General features: G+C 32.8%; 17 protein-coding genes, 1 pseudogene and 1 other annotated feature. Of the genes and pseudogenes, 1 reads left to right on the top strand and 17 read right to left on the bottom strand.

All coding sequences use genetic code 11. The annotated features are described in order from the left end of the window. The first annotated feature begins 283 nt into the window (after positions 1-283). Positions 284-1,810 (top strand): recombinase family protein, encoded by a 1,527-nt coding sequence (locus tag CLORY_RS05775; RefSeq protein WP_079422561.1) that lies wholly within the window; start codon positions 284-286, stop codon positions 1,808-1,810. Between the two features lie 132 nt (positions 1,811-1,942). Here CLORY_RS05775 and CLORY_RS05770 read toward each other — a convergent pair. The 17 genes and pseudogenes from CLORY_RS05770 to argF all read right to left on the bottom strand — a co-directional run. Beyond that, positions 1,943-2,374, bottom strand: a pseudogene (locus tag CLORY_RS05770) (sigma-70 family RNA polymerase sigma factor); the annotation flags it as partial. A gap of 218 nt (positions 2,375-2,592) precedes the next feature. Then, positions 2,593-4,263, bottom strand: a complete 1,671-nt coding sequence (locus tag CLORY_RS05765) for a penicillin-binding transpeptidase domain-containing protein (protein ID WP_079422559.1) — start codon at positions 4,261-4,263, stop codon at positions 2,593-2,595. A gap of 59 nt (positions 4,264-4,322) precedes the next feature. Beyond that, entirely contained in the window at positions 4,323-5,543 is a 1,221-nt protein-coding gene (locus tag CLORY_RS05760; RefSeq protein WP_079422558.1) for a peptidase U32 family protein, read from the bottom strand. A 4-nt stretch (positions 5,544-5,547) separates the two neighbouring features. Continuing rightward, positions 5,548-6,192, bottom strand: a complete 645-nt coding sequence (locus tag CLORY_RS05755; RefSeq protein WP_079422557.1) for an O-methyltransferase — start codon at positions 6,190-6,192, stop codon at positions 5,548-5,550. A gap of 161 nt (positions 6,193-6,353) precedes the next feature. Next, complete coding sequence (gene mltG / locus CLORY_RS05750) at positions 6,354-7,388, bottom strand: endolytic transglycosylase MltG (RefSeq protein WP_079422556.1); 1,035 nt, start codon at positions 7,386-7,388, stop codon at positions 6,354-6,356. Between the two features lie 246 nt (positions 7,389-7,634). Next, the gene (gene typA / locus CLORY_RS05745) at positions 7,635-9,461 is read right to left on the bottom strand and encodes a translational GTPase TypA (protein ID WP_079422555.1); all 1,827 of its coding nucleotides are present in this window, start codon (positions 9,459-9,461) and stop codon (positions 7,635-7,637) included. 238 nt (positions 9,462-9,699) lie between these two features. Beyond that, positions 9,700-11,367, bottom strand: a complete 1,668-nt coding sequence (locus tag CLORY_RS05740) for a ribonuclease J (protein WP_079422554.1) — start codon at positions 11,365-11,367, stop codon at positions 9,700-9,702. A 14-nt stretch (positions 11,368-11,381) separates the two neighbouring features. Next, positions 11,382-11,840 carry a Fur family transcriptional regulator gene (locus tag CLORY_RS05735; RefSeq protein WP_079422553.1) on the bottom strand — a complete coding sequence of 153 codons (459 nt, stop codon included), beginning with the start codon at positions 11,838-11,840 and terminating at the stop codon, positions 11,382-11,384. 80 nt (positions 11,841-11,920) lie between these two features. Continuing rightward, positions 11,921-12,184, bottom strand: a complete 264-nt coding sequence (locus CLORY_RS05730) for a DUF1292 domain-containing protein (protein WP_079422552.1) — start codon at positions 12,182-12,184, stop codon at positions 11,921-11,923. Positions 12,185-12,190: 6 nt separating this feature from the next. Then, positions 12,191-12,616, bottom strand: a complete 426-nt coding sequence (gene ruvX / locus CLORY_RS05725) for a Holliday junction resolvase RuvX (RefSeq protein ID WP_079422551.1) — start codon at positions 12,614-12,616, stop codon at positions 12,191-12,193. Positions 12,617-12,662: 46 nt separating this feature from the next. Then, positions 12,663-12,917 (bottom strand): IreB family regulatory phosphoprotein, encoded by a 255-nt coding sequence (locus CLORY_RS05720; protein WP_079422550.1) that lies wholly within the window; start codon positions 12,915-12,917, stop codon positions 12,663-12,665. Between the two features lie 161 nt (positions 12,918-13,078). Then, positions 13,079-15,718: an alanine--tRNA ligase gene (gene alaS / locus CLORY_RS05715; RefSeq protein ID WP_079422549.1), complete on the bottom strand. Its 2,640-nt coding sequence runs from the start codon at positions 15,716-15,718 to the stop codon at positions 13,079-13,081. Between the two features lie 41 nt (positions 15,719-15,759). Beyond that, positions 15,760-15,936 (bottom strand) — a binding site (T-box leader). A 44-nt stretch (positions 15,937-15,980) separates the two neighbouring features. Then, on the bottom strand, positions 15,981-16,994 hold the full coding sequence (locus CLORY_RS05710) for an AI-2E family transporter (protein ID WP_079422548.1): 1,014 nt from the start codon (positions 16,992-16,994) through the stop codon (positions 15,981-15,983). Further along, a complete protein-coding gene (locus tag CLORY_RS05705; protein ID WP_079422547.1) occupies positions 16,991-17,482 on the bottom strand; it encodes a PRC-barrel domain-containing protein in 492 nt (163 codons plus the stop codon). Before CLORY_RS05705 ends, CLORY_RS05710 begins: the two co-directional genes overlap by 4 nt. 90 nt (positions 17,483-17,572) lie before the next feature. Further along, on the bottom strand, positions 17,573-18,709 hold the full coding sequence (gene nifS, locus CLORY_RS05700; protein ID WP_079422567.1) for a cysteine desulfurase NifS: 1,137 nt from the start codon (positions 18,707-18,709) through the stop codon (positions 17,573-17,575). Positions 18,710-18,755: 46 nt separating this feature from the next. Continuing rightward, positions 18,756-19,181, bottom strand: coding sequence for an RrF2 family transcriptional regulator (locus CLORY_RS05695; protein ID WP_079422546.1), 426 nt, complete (start codon positions 19,179-19,181; stop codon positions 18,756-18,758). A gap of 337 nt (positions 19,182-19,518) precedes the next feature. Continuing rightward, positions 19,519-20,499 (bottom strand): ornithine carbamoyltransferase, encoded by a 981-nt coding sequence (argF, locus tag CLORY_RS05690; protein WP_079422545.1) that lies wholly within the window; start codon positions 20,497-20,499, stop codon positions 19,519-19,521. Between the last annotated feature and the right edge of the window lie 5 nt (positions 20,500-20,504).

Here is a 20,504-nt window from a genome sequence, read left to right as displayed (position 1 = left end):
ACACGTGCTCTCCGCACAATACTTTGTACTTTTAATTACCGAAGCCAGTTTCCTACAAGGAGTTCTTGCTACCAGAATTTACACGGGCTTACTTCCTCACCTTTCTTTATTATTGACAGGATTTCGTCTTTATTAACAAACGCATCCAATTTTCATTCTACTTGGTGAAAGCACGCTTTCATGAACATTTCCTAGAGACTAAAAAAATCCTTTAGGAATAATATTATAGACTTTAGATTAATAAATTATATTAGAGCTTGTAGAATGATCAGGATTATATATTATGGATAATGTTTGTATTTACCTTAGAAAATCTCGTGCAGATGAAGAAATTGAAAAAGAACTTGGACAAGGTGAAACTCTTGCTAGACATAAGAAAACGCTATTAGAATTTGCTAAACAAAATTCTCTGAATATAGTTAAGATATATGAAGAAATAGTATCCGGGGAAAGCCTCATACAAAGGATTGAAATGCTGAAGCTGTTAGAAGACATAAGGGACAAAAAATTTACTGCAGTTTTGTGTATGGATATTCAAAGACTTGGACGAGGAAACATGCAGGAACAAGGACTAATTCTCGAAACCTTTAAACAAAATGACACTAAAATAATCACACTGCAAAAAACTTATGATTTAAATAATGATTTCGACGAAGAATATTCTGAATTTGAAGCGTTCATGTCTCGTAAAGAACTTAAGATGATAAATAGAAGACTTCAGAACGGAAGAATTCGTTCTATTCAAGACGGTAACTATTTATCTCCCCTTCCCCCATATGGGTACAATATAGTATCGGGTAAAAGATTTAGGAGCTTATGTCCAAATGTTTTGGAAGCCCCTGTGGTAAAACTTATATTCGATATGTATGTCAACAAGCAAATGGGATCAGGTATGATAGCAGAACAATTAAACTCTTTAGGTTACAAATCAGCTAAAGGCAAAGCCTTCGGCGGCAGCAGTATTATTAATATATTAAAAAATCCGGTTTACATAGGAAATATAACCTGGAAAAAAAAATTAATTAAAAAATCCTCTGATCCAAATAAATCAAAAGATACTCATCAGCGCCCTAAATCGGAATGGATAATAACTAAAGGTAAACATGAAGCTATTATTGACAAGAACATATTTTTAAGAGCGCAATCTATAATTGCAGATAAGACTCATATACCCTATCAGCGTTTGAGGAGTCCTAGAAATCCCCTAGCAGGTCTTATAATTTGCGGTGTCTGTGGAGCTAAAATGGTATACAGACCATATAAAAACAAACAGCCTCACATAATATGCAGCAATAAATGCGGCAATAAAAGTAGTAAGTTTATTTATATTGAACAAGCAGTTCTTAAAGCACTTAATCTTTGGATTGGAGATTTTCAATTTGATATATCTGATTGCTATATTATCGATACAAATATGATTGCTTATAAAAAGCAGTTAAGTTCACTGAAAATTGAACTAAAAAATTTTGAGCATCAAAAATCGAATCTTCATGATCTGGTTGAAAGAGGTGTATATGATGATGCTACATTCTTAGCCCGTCATAATACTATAGAAAATAAAATCAATATTATTAATAATAATATTTCTGAACTAGAAAAAAAAATTAAAATTTCGTCTCAAAGCAGCATTTTTACGTTTCCTAAGACGATAAAGTTCATTGACCTCTACCGCAAGACTCAAGACATAAATAAAAAAAATGCCTTATTAAAAGGAGTGTTAGAAAAAATTGTCTACGAAAAAGCTAAGGCAGCAAAAGAAGATGATTTTTCAATAAAAGTTTATATGAACATAATGAAACAGAGTGAGTGACCTCCGTCGGGTGAAAAATGCCTCCTATGGTCACTCACCCCTTCAACTGCAGATGCAATCTTTTGCTTTACGTAAGAGTATCTTACTGTTAACCAAAAGTTATACATAATTAAGTGGTGTATACACTGAACAAGATATTTCATTACCTTCCTTATCAACTCCAATAGGGTCTTGAAGATATACTTCACTCTTAATTTTTTTATTATTTCTAATGAGCATCAGTATCTCATTTTCAATGCACCTTGCTGCATAAGTCGCAAGTCTCGTCCCTTTCTTACTGTCAAAAGAATCAATAGCTTTAATTAGCCCGACGGTGCCAATAGAAATTAAATCATCCAGATCCTTTCCTGGATATGAATACTTTTTTACTATATGAGCTACTAGTCTCAAGTTTCTCTCAACTAGAACACTTTTTGCTTTTATATCGCCGTCCTTTAATCTTTTTATATAGTACTCCTCTTCTTTTTCATCTAAGGGTTGTGGGAACGAGTTGCCGCTTGTTATATATGCTGTAAGGAAAGTTACATTGCCAAACATTTCTAGCAAACAATCAACAAACAACATGGGACCTTTCCTCCTAATAGTGCTATACATACCAATACGTTGTCTAACTTCAATTCGATTAATAATTTTCTTGGAAACTGCCACTTATATACTATGCAAGTTAAACTCCTATAATATTTTATTCCGCAACTTATTAATTGTTTCCTTTTATGTGAAAAAAGGTTATTTTATGTGGATACTATATTATGCAGTTTGCTATAAAAGATAAAAGCACTTCACTATTTATTTAGCATCATTTTAACCACATCCCTAAAAATCGGTGCTGCCGTACTACCACCATATTCATCTTCAACATTTATATTATTTACAAAAACTACAGCCGAATAATATATATCATTTACTTTAAAATAACCTATAAACCACCCATCAGATTTCTTCTTTCCATAATTATCAATTCTTGTGTTCGTACCTGTCTTTCCTCCCATATCTACACCACTAACATAAGCTTGTTTCCCAGTCCCATCACTACTATCTATAACTTCTCGCATATTATTCATAATAAAATTAGCAGTATCTTCACTTATTACCCTATTTGATTGTGTAGTAAATTTATCTATTATATCACCATTGCTGTTCACCGTTCCATCTATAATATAAGGCTTTATGTATATTCCACCAGTGACAATTGTATTTACTATATTTAGCGCCTGTAGTGGTGTTATTCTGACGCTCTGCCCCATACCTATCATAGACATTGGAGACTCTGTAGGAATAAAATCATCTTTATTGGCGCCATACTGGTTTGCAAAGCTAGTCTCATCTATACTTTTTGGAATAGCTATATCTCCTTGCACTTCATTATTTCCGCTAAAATTTAGCACTTTTGAAAATAATCCCTGCTGCCTAGCTATATTATAGATTCTAGTAAAACCAATATTATTTGCTACAGCACTAAAATAACTATTGCAGGATCTTATATATGCCTGTTCCATATCTAGACTACCATGATTTTCTCCTTTTTCTCTACACATTACTTTTGTATATTTTAGATTACTATCCTTCTCTAAAGCTGCTTCTTCAACGATAGTTTTAAATATTGAACCAGGTTCATACCCATTTTCTGTTGTAGAACACAATAGTATGTTAGGCTTCCCGTCATCCTTTTGTACAAGCGCTTTTATTTTACCGGTACTACTTTCCATAACTGCTACTCCTACTTGATAGTATTTAGAGTAGCTTTTATTATCTAGTACTTTTTTTATCTTATTTTCTAGATTATCATCTATAGTTAATTTTATATCTTTATTCTCTGCGTTTTTTGAAATATCACCTTTCACTATTTTCCCACTTATACTTTTCTCATAATTTATTGAAGGAAATTTATTTTTGGCAGTTAAGTCAGCTATTTTTTCTTCTATGCTTGTTTTATTTCTTGATGTTTTCTTTAACAACATATTTTTATAATTCCATGTACCGCCTACATTTGCAACTTTTTTTGAAAAACAGTACATTCCATTAAGTCCATGAATTTTTTTAACTTTATCATATGTACTTAGATCTACTTTATAATAAGCTCTCCTGCCACCATAGACATCTCTTAATTTAGATAAGTCATATTTCTCATTATAATTTCTTAGTGTATAAATCAATGTATTAATCGTAGTAGTATTGGCATCTATATTATTTTTCAAAAAATTTTCTGGATCAATAACCACATAGTAATTAGTTTTATATTTTAAAACATTTTTCCCGTTATCATCTAGAATCCTAAATTTCATATCGGTAGAAGGCTCTGATATACAATATTGATTATTTGTAAGGACTTGTAGGTCTCTGCCTTTTACTACCATAATAGACGCAAGTCTTACTATTAATAAAAGAAATATTATAAGAATAAATAATCTAAACTTCTGTAGTCTTTTACAATTTTTATAACTTGAATAAAACATAAACCACTCCACCTCAACTAAATTCTAGCCAATAATAGAATGGTTTATACATATCCTTTTTATTTCTTTAAAACCAATAGATCATTTTTACTTAATTTATCCTTACATATAAAGCTATATTGCATCTGTGCTACTGGAGTGGATTCTATACTATTACCCTCTTCATCCTTTAGATTTTCAAGCTTAACTTTAAACATATCTCCCTTAGCCCTTAAAATTTCTACTGTATCTCCTTCAAAAGCCTTATTTCTTTGCTCGACATAAGCTATATTATTAGCAGCATCGTATTCTTTTACGACACCAACTATATCATAATTTCTTATATATGAAGAAGATTCATATACCTGTTTATTTTGATCATTGAAATAAAATCCTGTGTAATATTGTCTATGACTCACCATATCCAAGTACTTCATCCATTTAGGATTAAACTTATACTTATCAGGATCGTCGAAATAGCTGTCAATTGCTTCTCTATATGCTTTTACGACACTAGCCACATAAAATGAACTCTTCATTCTTCCTTCTATCTTAAAGGATGTTATACCAGCCTTTACAAGTTCAGGTATATACTCGATCATACACAAATCCTTTGAATTCATTATATAACTTCCTTTATCGTCTTCAATAAGATTATAGTATTCGCCAGGTCTTTTCTCTTCTACTAAATAATATTTATATCTGCAAGGCTGAGCACAAGCGCCTCTATTAGAATCCCTGCCAGTTAAATAGTTAGAAAGAAGACATCTTCCCGAATATGCCATGCACATAGAACCATGTATAAAGGCTTCTATATCACAGGTCTCTGGAATTTTTTCTCTCATACTAATTACTTCTGTCATAGATAATTCTCTCGCAAGAACTATTCTCTTTACTCCCTGTTTATGCCAAAAAATTGCTGACTTATAATTTACATTATTTGCCTGTGTACTTAGGTGAAGCTCGAGATTAGGTACAACTTCTCTAGCAGTCATTATTATTCCAGGGTCCGCAACAATAGCGGCATCTACACCAAGTTCATAAAGCTCCTTAAGATATTCCTCAAGTCCCTCCATATCTTGGTTATGAGGAAAAACATTAAGTGTTACATGTACTTTTTTATTTCTATCATGAGCATACTTTATACCAGCCTCTAATTCCTTATTTCCAAAGTTATCTGCAAAAGCTCTTAAGTTAAGTTTATTTCCACCTAAATATACTGCGTCAGCTCCAAAATCAATAGCAGTCTTAAGTTTTTCCAAATTACCTGCTGGGGCTAAAAGCTCAGGTTTCTTGTTCATATTTCTATCTCCTCCTTGTAACAGCTATACCATCACCCATCGGTATAACAGATGTAATAAGGTTTTTATCTTCATTAACTAATTCTAAATACTTTTTCATCCTTTTAACTATAGTTATCTTTCTTCTAACTACTAGTTCCTTCGATGCTACCATACCCTTATAAAGAGCATTATCGGCAATAATGATTCCTTCATCATTTAAGAGTCGTAAACACTCCGGAAGGAAATGGTTGTAATGACCTTTTCCCGCATCCATAAATATAATATCATACTTTTCAACAAAAGCTTTAATTATATCCATACAATCGCCTTCATAAATGTTAATAACATGCGAAAAGTTTGCCGCAGCAATATTTTTTTCAGCCTGTTGTATCATTTCAGGGTTTCTTTCTATTGTATCTATCTTTTCTATCTTATCATATGCATTGGCCATGACAAGTGCTGAATACCCTACAGCAGTTCCAAGTTCCAATATTTTTTTAGGTTTTACTATCTTAATCATAAGTTCAAGGAAATTAGCTACCTCTTTCTGTACTATAGGCACTCCATTTTCCCTTGCGCTTTTCTCCAGTTCGGCTAAAAATCCTTGTTTTTCAGGAACTAATGATTTTATAAAATTATCCATATAGTCATAGGTTATATTGCTCATAAATTCCTCCATTAGCAAATTCACATTGAATTCTTATATATTGTTTCTAATTAATCTAATTTATTATACATACTTCAATGATTTAAAACATAGTTTTATATATAATAAATTAATAAATTGTTAGAAACTTTACTACAAGTATCCAATGTGAATTTTAAGTATTATTTATCCTGATATTTTCTTACAGCCCTAAGATGTTCACTGTATGTCCGACTAAAATAATGGCTTCCATTATTTTCAGATACAAAATACAAATAATTAGTTTTGTCTGGTGCAGCCGCAGCTTCAATAGATTTTTCTCCTGGATTACATATAGGTCCTTCAGGTAATCCAGCATACAAGTAAGTATTATAAGCTGATTTAACTCTATAGTCTGAAGGTTTTAAATCTGCTTTATGTTTACCTATTGCATATTGAACCGTAGCACAGGACTCAAGCTTCATATTTCTTTTGAGTCTATTATAAAAAACAGAAGATATGATTTTTCTTTCCTTTTCCTCTTTGGCTTCACCTTCTATAACAGATGCCATCGTAATAATATTATCCATTTTCTTACTAGTTATAACAACTCCAGTTGTCTCCTCGATGCTTCTAATCTTCTCTTCGAATATTGAAAGCATCATTTTTATAATGCTCTCTCCAGAAGCTCCTTTTTTAATATTATAAGTGCTTGGAAATAAATAACCTTCCAATGCATACTTGCGTTTAGTATCCTTCTTAATATAGCTTGGCAATTTATAATGCTTAATACTCTTTATAAAAGACGTTTTGCTAATAATTTCATATTTTTCTAAAACCGCTGCAATCTGATCTATCTTAAAACCCTCTGGTATTGTTATTTTCACTACGTCTTTCGGTAAAACCTCTTTAGTCTTATTCATTGAGGCAAGTAGTTTTTCAATATCCATATCATCATTAATTTTGAAAACACCTGGTTTCAGTTTCAGCTGAGCTGATAAATTGTTCTTACTTATATAGTATTTTATTATAAACAGATTTTTCATTTTCTTATTTTGAGATAAACTGTTAAGGACATTATTTAATGTATAACCTTGCTTTATCTCAAACTTTTCAGTGCCTTTTATGTTCTTAAGAGGATGTGTAACTACACCTTTATAATATTTCATACCTCCTAATACTAAAATCATTATAAGTAACCAAAATATTATAACAGTTTTTATGAGCTTCTTAATCATAATCTCTTCCACCTAAAATCTAAAATTTATTTGGTAAACCATTATATATGCAAATAAAATATAAGATTTTTTAATAAATAACTGTTTAAATTAAAACCCTGTTTAATAGAGATAACCTTAGAGTTCTGTTTAAACAGGACAGGACTCTAAGGAAACTTGTCTTTAGGCCCGAGACCTGTCCCGGAGATAACTGAAACTATAGTATTTTTCAATAAAAGGATTAATTTTTTAACTCTTTTATCTAAATTAAGCCTGATTTCTTCTAGCAGATTTCTTTCTAAGATCTGTATCAAGTATTCTCTTTCTCATTCGTATACTCTTAGGTGTGATTTCTACAATTTCGTCATTGTTTACAAATTCAATACACTGCTCAAGTGACATTTCTCTAACAGGAACAAGCTTTAATGCATCATCAGAACCTGATGATCTTGTATTTGTAAGATGTTTCTTTTTGCACACATTAACCTCGATATCTTCAGCTCTTGAACACTCACCTGCTATCATGCCTTCATACACTTTAGTGCCTGGTGTTAAGAACAGAGTTCCTCTTTCCTGAGCGTTAAAAAGTCCGTATCCTATAGCTTCTCCTGACTCAAATACTACAAGTGAACCTCTTGTTCTTTGCTGTATATCACCTTTGTAAGCATCATATCCCTCGAAAACATGGTTCATTATTCCATTACCCTTAGTATCTGTCATGAATTCACTTCTAAATCCAATAAGACCTCTAGCTGGTATAATAAACTCTATTCTTGAATATCCGTTTACAGCAGATGTCATATTAACCATTTCTGCTTTTCTAGGTCCAAGCTTCTGCATTACTGGTCCTACAAAGTCCTCTGGAACATCAATAGTCAAATATTCCATTGGTTCTAATGTTTTTCCATTTTCTTCCTTAAAAATAACCGTTGGCTTAGATACCTGAAGTTCATAGCCTTCTCTTCTCATAGTTTCGATAAGAATTGATAAGTGAAGTTCTCCTCTTCCGCTAACTTTAAAACAATCTGGTGACAATTCTTCCATTCTTAAACTTACATTTGTTTCTAATTCCTTAAGAAGTCTGTCTCTTAAATGTCTTGAAGTGACAAACTCTCCTTCTGTCCCCGCAAAAGGTGAATCATTTACCATAAAATTCATGCTTAGCGTAGGTTCATCTATTGCTACAAATGGAAGTGCTTCCGGATTAGCAGCATCTGCTATGGTTTCACCAATTGTTACATCACCAATTCCGCTTACTACTACTATATCACCTAGCTGTGCCTGATCAATTTCAGTTCTCTTTAATCCATCATACGTAAATAAGCCTGATACCTTAACATTTCTTGTGCTGCCATCTTTATTTATTACAGCTACGTTCTGATTTCTCTTTATTTCTCCTCTTTCTATTTTACCAATAGCAATCTTTCCTACATATTCACTAGAATCTACTGTAGTGATAAGCATCTGAAGTGGCATATCAAGATATCCCTTGGGAGGGTTAACATGCTCTATAATTGCCTTAAATAATGGTTCCATAGTTGTGCTTTCATCATTCAACTCTTTCTTAGCATATCCCTGTTTAGCTGATGCATATATTACTGGGAATTCAAGCTGGTCATCATCTGCTCCAAGCTCTATAAATAAATCAAGTACTTCATCAATGACTTCTGATGGACGAGCATCAGGTCTATCTATTTTATTAATTACAACCATAGGTTTTAACCCAAGTTCTAATGCTTTCTTAAGTACAAATTTCGTCTGTGGCATAGTACCTTCATAGGCATCTACTACTAGCAGAACACTATCTACCATTTTTAATACTCTTTCAACTTCTCCACCAAAATCTGCATGTCCTGGTGTATCAACGATATTTATCTTTACATCGTTATATTTTACCGATGTATTTTTAGAAAGTATTGTAATTCCTCTTTCTCTTTCAAGGTCATTAGAATCCATAACCCTTTCCTGAACCTTCTCATTGCTTCTAAAAACATGACTCTGTTTTAAAAGAGCATCTACTAATGTAGTCTTGCCGTGGTCTACGTGTGCTATTATTGCAACGTTTCTTATATCTTCTCTAATGAATTCTTTCATAAGTTCCTCCTAAATAATTTTAAACGCTATTAATAATTGGGTACACATCTAAAGCGGATGTCCCCAATTGTCAAAAGTGTGCAAATCTGAATATGATGCTTTAAAATATAAATGGTACACCCCTAAAGGTGATGTTCCACATAAATAAAATTGGATACAGGCGTACCCAATTTTATTAATATCATATTAATTCTAATATTCCAGACATATCTTGTCAACTTTTTATTAAATATATCAATTATATTTCCATTATTATAGGAAGTATCATTGGTTTTCTCTTAGTTTTCTCATATAGAAAATTTCTAAGCATATCTTTAATATTAGTTTTTATTGTAGCCCAATCAGTAATATGATTTTCCTCACAATTTCTCAATGCTTCCTTAACAACTGCTCTAGCACTTTCCATAAGATCCTCTGACTCTCTCACATATACAAAACCTCTCGAAATTATATCCGGACCGGCTATTACATTTCCACTTTCCTTCTCCATAGTAACAACTACTGTGAGAATTCCATCCTGAGATAAATGTTTTCTATCTCTAAGTACAATATTTCCTACATCTCCAACTCCAAGCCCGTCAACAAAAACATTGCCTGATGCAACTGTTCCATTTTTTCTTATACCATCTCTATTTACCTCAATTACTTCTCCATTATCCGCAATAATTACATTTGCAGGACTAAGTCCGAGATTTATAGCGAGCTCTGAATGCTGTTTAAGATGCCTGTATTCTCCATGTACTGGAACAAAGAACTTAGGCTTAACAAGTGTATGCATAAGTTTCAATTCTTCCTGACAAGCATGGCCTGATACATGTACATCAGCTAATGCCTCATAAATAACATCAGCACCATTTTTGAACATCTGATTTATAACTCTCGATATCAGTTTTTCATTTCCAGGTATTGGACTTGCTGATATTATAACCATATCTCCTTCAATTATGCTGACTTTTTTATGTTCATTGCTGGCCATTCTAGAAAGCGCAGACATAGGCTCACCCTGGCTCCCTGTAGTTATAATCGTAATTCGTTCAGGAGGATATTTATTTATAGCATCCACACTGATAAGACTTTCATCCGCAAATTTTATATATCCAAGTTCTGTAGCTACAGTTACTATATTTTCAATACTTCTGCCAGATATAGCAATCTTTCTATTAAACTTTTCTGAAGCTGTTATTATCTGCTGTATTCGATGTACATTCGAAGCAAAAGTAGCAACTATTATTCTTCCTGTAGCTTTTGCAAAAAACTTTTCAAACGTCTCTCCTACAGTGCTTTCAGACATGGTGTATCCCGGTCTCTCCACATTAGTACTATCAGCCAGCATAGCAAGGACGCCTTTTTTACCTAGCTCAGCTAATCTAGCCATATCACATACTTCTCCATCAATAGGAGTGTAATCTATCTTGAAATCGCCTGTATGAAGTATAACTCCTATAGGAGTGTGTATGGCTATAGCCACTGAATCCGCTATACTATGATTAGTTTTAATAAACTCTACTGATATAGAATTTAATTTCACTATGTCTTTCGGCTTCACTCTTACGAGTTTAACACTGCTTAAAAGGCCATGTTCCTTAAGCTTAGTCTCCACTATACCTAGTGTAAGCTTCGTTCCATATACAGGTACATTAAGCTGCTTAAGTACATATGGAAGAGCTCCTATATGATCCTCATGTCCATGAGTCAAGAAGATTCCTTTTACTTTGTCTATATTCTTTATTAAATACCCTATATCAGGTATTACTATATCTATTCCGAACATTTCTTCATCTGGAAATTTCAATCCACAATCTATTACTATAATTTCATCCTTATACTCGATAACCGTAAGATTTTTTCCAATCTCATTTAGTCCACCAAGAGGAATTATCTTAATCTTTTCTTTATCCCTCCGCATCAAATCGTCCTCCTCTATTTCTGCTTGCTGGCACATTCACTACACAGTCCAAAGAATTTTACACTGTGATTTTCTATTTTAAAATTATATTTGTTTTCTATGTTTGATTCAAGCTCTTCTAGTAGATCACCCTCTACCTCTATTACTTTGGAGCACTGCAGGCATATTAGGTGATGATGCTGGTGATTTTCATTTTCATGAACCAGCTCATACCTATTGCAGTTATCACCCAAGTCCAGATGTGAAACAAGCCCTATATCCTCTAACAATATTAACGTTCTATAGACAGTTGCGAGTCCTATCTCTGGGCAATCTACTTTAACTAAATCATAAATCTCTTCAGCAGTTAAATGTTTACCTTCATTCTCAGATATAATGTCTACTACGGCCCTTCTTTGTGGAGTTAATTTATATCCTTTTTCCTTTAAATTATCCTTTAATTTACTGTTTTCACTAATCCTTTTATCCGACATACTACAACCTCTCTCAAATTTTTATTTAGCGTTATTTCGATGTAACAATAACCCATAGAATATATAATAAGATTTGTTGTTTACACTTCTTCATCATCTGAAAAAATAGTGTTATATGCGTCGCAAACTATCTGAAATTCTTCTTCGTCTTCAATAGTTATAAGAGAATATCCCCCATTTTCATCATTTTCAATTCTTAATGCAATGGCTTCTTCTTCACTTCCATCCGAAGGTACAACTATAACATACTCTTTATCTTCGATATCAAGTTTTGTTACTACATCAAATTCTCTTTCTTCGCCATCTTCATCCTTCAATACTATCTTTTCCATATCATTTTCCAATAATTATCACTCCTTTTTATTAAGACTTAATCTGTCCAAATAGCCTTGCAATATATACATTGCTGCTATCTTGTCAACTATTTTTTTTCTTTTACTTCTTGAAAGATCTCCCTCTAACATAGATCTATGTGCTGCTACAGTCGTAAGCCTCTCATCCCACATTATTACTTCAATATGCAAAACATCCATTAATTTTTCTGAAAATTTTATAGCCTTTTCACCTTGTGATCCTATTGTTCCGTTCATATTTTTAGGCAGTCCTAATACTATTTGTGTACAATTATAGTATTCTACATATTTTCTTATTTCATCTATATCATAGTTAATATTTTTTCTATGTATAGTATCCACACCTTGTGCTGTAAAACCTAAGGGATCACTAACAGAAACTCCTATAGTCTTCTCCCCGAGATCTAATCCTAATATCCTCATTAAATTATCACTTCCGTTAAAGAAAAAATGCCCCGAAGGGCATTTCTCATTTTATATCCAAATAAGATTTTAAAACTTCTTCAAGAATATCATCACGTTCCAGTTTCCTTACTAAAGCTCGCGCACCATTATAATTGGTTATGTAAGTAGGATCACCAGATATCAAATAACCAACTAACTGGTTAACTGGATTATACCCTTTCTCTTTTAGTGAATCATAAACTTGAGTTAACACTGCCTTTGTCAAATCACTTTTATTATTAATAAAGTTGAATTTCATTGTATTTTGTTTATTATCCATATTTTACTGTATAAATCATACGGTATGATTTTAACAGTTCTCACCCCCTTGCCATAATTTAATCACAAGGTAATTGGCTTAAGCCACTTCATTTTTCTCACAAAAATGTATTTGCCGCATATCGTTAACTCTATTATAAAATAAAATCTTTAAAAAGTATACTATTTTACTGAACTTTCCAATACTTTTTCTACTCCAGCTAAAGCATCTTTCAATTTTTCTCCATACTTTCCACCAGCTTGAGCCATATCCGGACGTCCTCCACCGCTGCCTCCAACTACGGCAGATATCTCTTTTACAAGCTTTCCACAGTGAATTCCTTTCGACAGTACGTCTTTAGTAGCCATAGCAATTATTGATACTTTTCCTTCAAATTCAGATCCTAAAACTACCACTCCGCTCCCAAGCTGAGATTTTATTTTATCGCCAAGGTTTCTCAATGAGTTTGAATCAAGACCTTCTGCTATTTCTGCTACATATCTTACTCCATTGACTTCAGCCATACCTTTTAATATATCCTGTTCAGCAGAGCTTGCAATTCTGCTTTTTAATGTTTCTATTTCTTTATCCTTATTTTTTAATTCCTGAAGAGTATTTTGAAGTTTTGAAACAATTTCTTTTGAGGATGTTTTAAGTAGTTTTGCAATTTCATCAATCTCTGTCAGTTTATCATTGAAATTTTTAAGTGAGTTAATTCCAGTAACAGCTTCTATTCTACGTACTCCTGCTGCTACACCGCTTTCACTTACTATCTTAACAAGTCCGATCTCTCCTGAATTACTTACATGAGTTCCTCCGCACAGTTCCATGCTAAAGTTTCCTACTTCTACAACTCTTACTACATCGCCATACTTTTCATCAAATAATGCCATTGCACCTTTTTTCTTTGCTTCATCGATACTCATTTCCTCAGTAACCACAGGCACAGCTTTCATTATTTCATTATTTACAATCTTTTCTATCTTATCAATTTCTTCTTCAGTTACTGCTGTAAAATGTGTGAAATCGAATCTAAGTTTTTCATCGTCCACGTAGGAACCAGATTGATGAACGTGATCACCAAGTACTGCTTTAAGTGCTGCTTGAAGCATATGTGTTGCCGTATGATTTTTTCTTATATTATTTCTTCTTAGTACATCAATTTCAAAGTAAGCGGTATCGCCTTTAGAAATTTCTCCGTCAAGCACTTCTACTAAATGAAGAATTTTTCCTGATATATTCTTTTTGCAATCATATACATATGCTTTAAATCCAGCGCCATATATTATTCCTTTATCTCCGACCTGGCCTCCCATTTCAGCATAAAATGGAGTTTCACCACATACTATTATACCTTTTTCTCCCTTTGTAATAGTATCGGCAAAATCCTCATTTTTTATTAATATATCAACTGTAGATTTTGATTTTGTTTTATTATATCCATTAAAAACTGTATTGTATTCCTTAGAAATACTGTTAGTTATACCTTCGTCATTTCCCATATAGTTTGAATCTTCTCTTGCAGACCTTGCTCTCTCTTTCTGCTTTTCCATTTCTTTGTTAAAGCCATCTATGTCTATGCTTATTCCTTTTTCTTCAGCTATTTCCTGGGTAAGCTCCATCGGAAAACCATAAGTATCATATAATTTAAATGCAGATACTCCATCAAGTACTTTTTGATTTTTTGCCTTAAGATCATCTAAATACGATGTTAATATGTTCATTCCTGAATCTATTGTTTCAGAAAAACGCTGCTCCTCTATCTCAATTATGTTTTTAATATATTTTTCTTTTTCTTCTAACTCGCTATATGCACCTTTGGAATTCTTTATAACAACATCGCATAATTCTGAAAGAAAGCTACGATCTATACCTAAAAGTTTTCCATGTCTTGCTGCTCTTCTAAGAAGCCTTCTAAGTACGTAGCCCCTACCTTCATTAGAAGGAAGTACTCCATCGCTTATAAGGAACGTTACACTTCTCACATGATCAGTAATTATTCTTATAGATATATCATTTTGAATATTTTCACCATATTTTTTATTTGCTATCTTGCATACAGCATCAAGCACAGCTCTTATCGTATCCACTTCAAATATGCTGTCTGTTCCCTGCATTATTCCTGCTATTCTCTCAAGTCCCATACCTGTATCTATGTTAGGATGCGAAAGCCTATTATATACTCCATTTTCATCCTTATCAAACTGAGTAAAAACAAGATTCCAAAATTCTACTATCTTGTCTTCGTCTCCAGCCTTTACAAATTCCTCTGCTGTTGTTATCTTCCCTGCACCTCTATCAAAATGTATTTCTGAAGAAGGTCCACAAGGTCCTTGACCTATCTCCCAGAAGTTATCCTCTTTACCTAATCTGAATATTCTTGCAGGATCTATATCAGTGGATTTTGTCCAAATATCATAAGCTTCATCATCATCTAGGTAAATAGTTACATATAGCTTATCTTTAGGCATCTTAAGCACTTCTGTTATAAACTCCCAAGCCCATGGAATTACTTCCTTCTTAAAATAATCTCCAAAAGAAAAGTTTCCTAACATTTCGAAAAAAGTTCCATGTCTAGACGTTTTTCCTACATTTTCTATATCGCCTGTCCTTATACACTTCTGACAGGTAGTTACTCTGTTCCTTGGAGGAACCTGAAGTCCTGTGAAATATGGTTTTAGTGGTGCCATTCCAGCATTTATAAGTAATAAACTCTTATCATTTTTAGGTATTAGAGGAAAACTCTCTAACCTTAAATGTCCTTTTCCTTCAAAAAACTTCAGATAGGCTTCTCTGACTTCATTAAGTCCCATGTATTCCATCGTTATCTCTCCTCATATAAAAATTAAAGCTTCCATCCACACAAAGGGACGAAAGCATTTTTCGCGGTACCACCCTAATTGCAAAGTATATAAACTTTGCAGCTCATTTGGTAATTACAGCTCATAGACAGCTTCAACGATATCGTCAGAAAATTTTCACCAGCCATTTTCTCTCTATATAACTACCTTCGTTTACTAATCCTAATCATCGCTAACTATATTCAAATTCATACAGCAATTATAAAATATTAAGCATTTTATGTCAATACATATAATAATCTACATCCTCTTTTATTACCTTTAGTACCACCGCTACAGGTACGGCCAGCACCATACCAAAAAGTCCTCCTATTTTTCCTCCTATTATCAATAATATAATAATCACAAGCGGATGTATATTTACAGTATCACCAGTCATCTTAGGTGCTATTATATCACCCTCCACCTGCTGTATTAAATTCAGACATATCATAAGCCAAAGCAATTTTTTAGGAGCATTTAGCGCGCCTATGACAAGTATTGGCACAGCTCCAAATATGGGGCCGAAATAGGGAATTATATTAAACACTCCATTTAATAAACTTAACATAAGCGGAAATTTTATTTTAAATACAATAAGCACTAAAAATGTCATAATGATTACAATGAAGCTTAATAAAAATTGGGTTATGACGTAACGTGAAAGCACTATATTTATATCATATAAAAAATTTCTAAGTAGCCTTCTTTTTCTTACAGGTACTAACATCATGATAAACGTTGATAGATTCTTTCCATCAGTAAGAAAGTAATAGACTATTATAGGTACAACAGACAGTGAGAAAAGCTCATCGCCTTTCTTCATAAGATTTTCTACTATGCCGCTGCTAAAAGCTTTTATTCTGTTTTCAACTTTAAAGCTTACGTTACTTAGAAGCCTGCTTGTATATTTATTCTTAAAATATTTATCTACAAATATATTTACTTTTTCTGTAAAATCATTAATTTGTGAAAGATTTGTAGATATATTTACAATATCTTTTAGTACTCTTGGCATAAGATAGAACAGCATAATACCTACAGTAATAAACAGCACAAATAAAATCAAAATACAGGAAATTTTTTTACTCATCCCTTTTTCCACCAATTTTGATTGAATTGGTAATAAACTATATGCAATTATTGCAGACAGCGCAACTACACTAAATGCATCCTTTAGTATAGGACTTTTATATACAACAACAGCAAACAATAAAACCAATATGGTAATTACGATAAACTTAATCCTCTTATTCATAAATCTATTTCCTCCATATGGTGCCTTACACTGTACAAGCAGTAGCTATCTTTTCCGTAATAAATAACATTTTTGTCACCGATTATTATTCTACTGGTTGTTATTATCCTTTTTCCTACTATTATCTTATTAATAATACCTGGTGATATAATAAGCGCTCGTACATCAAATTTATCGTCAAATATTATGTCCTCTATTATTCCTAGTATATTTCCTTCACGATCGATTATCTCCATCTTTTTTATAGAGCTTAAATATATACCATTGGGGTCTTCATCAATATTTATAACTATTCTTCTGTTATAATACACTATATCCTTTGCAGAAAATCTTTTGACTTTTGCTAACATAAATCCACTTGGATTCACACTAAAGCCTGTAACTTTATTTTGATCAAAACTCAATAAAATATCATTTATATAACCTAATTTTTTCCCTCTAACATTCATCACAGTCATGTTCATGAAATTTCTGCTTTTGTATAACATATATATTCACCTTTCCATAGTTTCCTATGAAACTAGTATCCCAAAAAAATAAAAAATGAATCCAGGATAACTGGATTCGTTTTTTACTTTTTATCTAAGTGTCATACTTCTTACTTTTCCAACTGCTGTTTTAACAGCAGCTATAACTTCATCCACCTCTTTTTCTGTACTTCCATCTCCAAGCGTAAGCCTTAATGATCCCTTTGCAAGTTCGTGCGGAAGACCTAATGCTAATAGTACATGAGATGGATCAATTGCTCCTGATGTACATGCACTTCCGCTTGATGCACATATCCCTTCATTATCTAATAAAACAAGCACTGCCTCTCCCTCTATACCTTTAAAACAAACATTGACGTTTCCTGAAAGTCTACTTTTTCCACTTGGCCCATTAAGTATTGTACCAGGTATTTCCATTAAACCGGTAATGAGTCTATCTCTAAGTTTACTTATTCTCATGCTGTTTTCGTTCATATTTTTTACTGCAAGTTCCAATGCCTTACCTAATCCGACTATTGAAGGTATATTTTCAGTTCCGGCTCTTCTGCCTCTCTCCTGCGAACCACCATGCAGAAGATTATCAATGTGCACATTTCTTCTTATATAAAGAACTCCAATACCCTTAGGTCCATAAAATTTATGAGCCGCCAATGAAAGCATATCGATGTTCATTTCATCCACATCTATCGGAACATGTCCTGCTGCTTGAACAGCATCAGTATGAAAATACACATTATTTTTCTTGCAAATATTTCCTATAGCTTTTATATTTTGTATTGTACCAATCTCATTATTCGCAAACATAATAGATACCAATATAGTATCTTGTCGTATAACTTTCTCCAATTCATCAAGGTTAACAAAACCTTGCTTATCTACGGATAAATAGGTTACATCAAAGCCATGTTTTTCCAAGTAGTCACACACATGCAATATAGCGTGATGTTCTATTTTTGTTGTAATTATATGTTTTCCTTTATTTCTATTTCCAAAAGCAATTCCTTTAAGGGCCCAGTTATCTGCCTCTGACCCTGAAGCCGTAAAAAAGATTTCAGATGCCTTTGCATTTATAGCAGCCGCTACCCTGTCTCTGCTTCTATCTATTGCTCTTCTAGTCGTTCTCGCAATAGAATAAACTGACGATGGATTACCATAGTTTTCAGTAAAATACGGCAGCATTTCCTTCAATACTTCCGGTTTAGTATACGTAGTAGCCGCATAATCCATATATATAGTTTTATTCACATCAATCACACTCCAAAGATTATATATATCATGCGTTTATTCCATTTATCCTTTTATAGTCATTTACTATATCCATAAGTGTCGTAGTTTCTAATACTTTATCTATACTTACCTGTATTTTTTCCCATAAAAGTCTAGTAGCACAGCAGTCCTCATTGCTGCAGAAATTGTTGTCTAAGCATTCGGATATTTCTATAGGTCCTTCAAGCACATCTATAATCTGCGCTACTGTTATATCATTAGGATCTTTTCCCAGCACATATCCTCCCTGTGCTCCTCTAATACTTTTTATGAGTCCAGCTTTTCTTAATGGTGAAAATAATTGTTCTAAATAGTACTCAGATATTTTCTGCCTCTCTGCAATACTCTTTATTGATATTGGTTCATCACTATAATATATGGCCAAATCAACCATTGCCTTAACTCCATATCTTCCTTTAGTAGACAGCTTCATTTAACCACTTCCTTAATTCCGAGTTATTTACTAAACTTTATTTCTTTTTCAGAATAACAATTTTTATTAAGATTGTCAAATGCAATCCTGTTTAAGACTATTTAGTTATGAATACTAAACAAGGAATTAGAAATGAAGGTATGTACTTTGCCAGCTTTTAAGTATACGTAAAAGCACATAAGTTCTTTCTAACTTATGTGCTTATTTGATTTTATATTATGTTCTAAAATATTAATTAAATAATTTTTTTATTGTTTCACTAAGCTTTTCAATTTCATCACTAAAATTGTTTATCATATTTATTGTTAATGCATGATTCTGTATTTATAATATTCAATTATAAAGTTGCAACAATGACTGACTTTATTGAATGAAGTCTGTTTTCTGCCTGATCAAACACAACAGAATGCTTGCTTCTAAATACTTCATCCTCTACCTCCCTGATGTCTATTCCAAGCTCTTTATATTTCTTAGCAGTTTCGGTGCTAAAGTCATGATAAGCAGGAAGGCAATGCATAAACAACACATCTTCATTTTCTGTAGCTTTAAGCATGTCCATTGTAACCTTATAATTTGATAGTAATTTAACTTTCTCTGCTGTCTTATCCTCTTCTCCCATTGATGCCCATATATCGGTATATATTACATCAGTCCCTTTTAAATCTTCAATGTTATCTGTAACTATTATTTTGCCTCCGCTTTTCTGTGCCTCTTCATTAGCTTTTTTCAACACTTCTTCATCAGGTTGAAGTTCTTTGGGACAAAAAGCTACATATGTCATTCCCATTTTACTACATCCATACATTAGCGCATTGGACATATTATTTTTGGCATCTCCAACAAACACAAACTTGATACCCTTTAATGGTTTTTTTATGTGTTCTTCAATTGTTATGAAATCGGCTAATACCTGCGTAGGATGATCTTCATCTGTAAGACCATTCCATACTGGTACACCAGCGTATCTAGCTAATGTTTCCAATGTTTCAGGCTCATAGCCTCTAAATTCAATACCGTCATAAAATCTTCCAAGTACTTTAGCAGTATCCTCTATAGATTCTTTCTTACCTATCTGTGAATTACTTAAGTAGGTAACGTGTGCTCCTTCATCATAAGCCCCTACCTCAAATGAACATCTAGTCCTCGTAGAAGTTTTGTCAAATAGAAGTACAATATTTTTCCCCTCTAAAAGCTTACCTCTTATTCCAGCTCTCTTTTTACTCTTGAGGCTGTGAGCTAAATCCAACATATATCTTATCTCTTGAGCTGTAAAATCCATTATAGATAAAAAATTTTTCCCTTTTAAATTAATAGGCATATAAA

This window comes from Clostridium oryzae, from assembly GCF_002029235.1.
Lineage (GTDB): Bacteria > Bacillota > Clostridia > Clostridiales > Clostridiaceae > Clostridium_AE > Clostridium_AE oryzae.
Note: the sequence above shows the minus strand (reverse complement) of the source record. Positions and strands in the feature narration are given on the sequence as shown.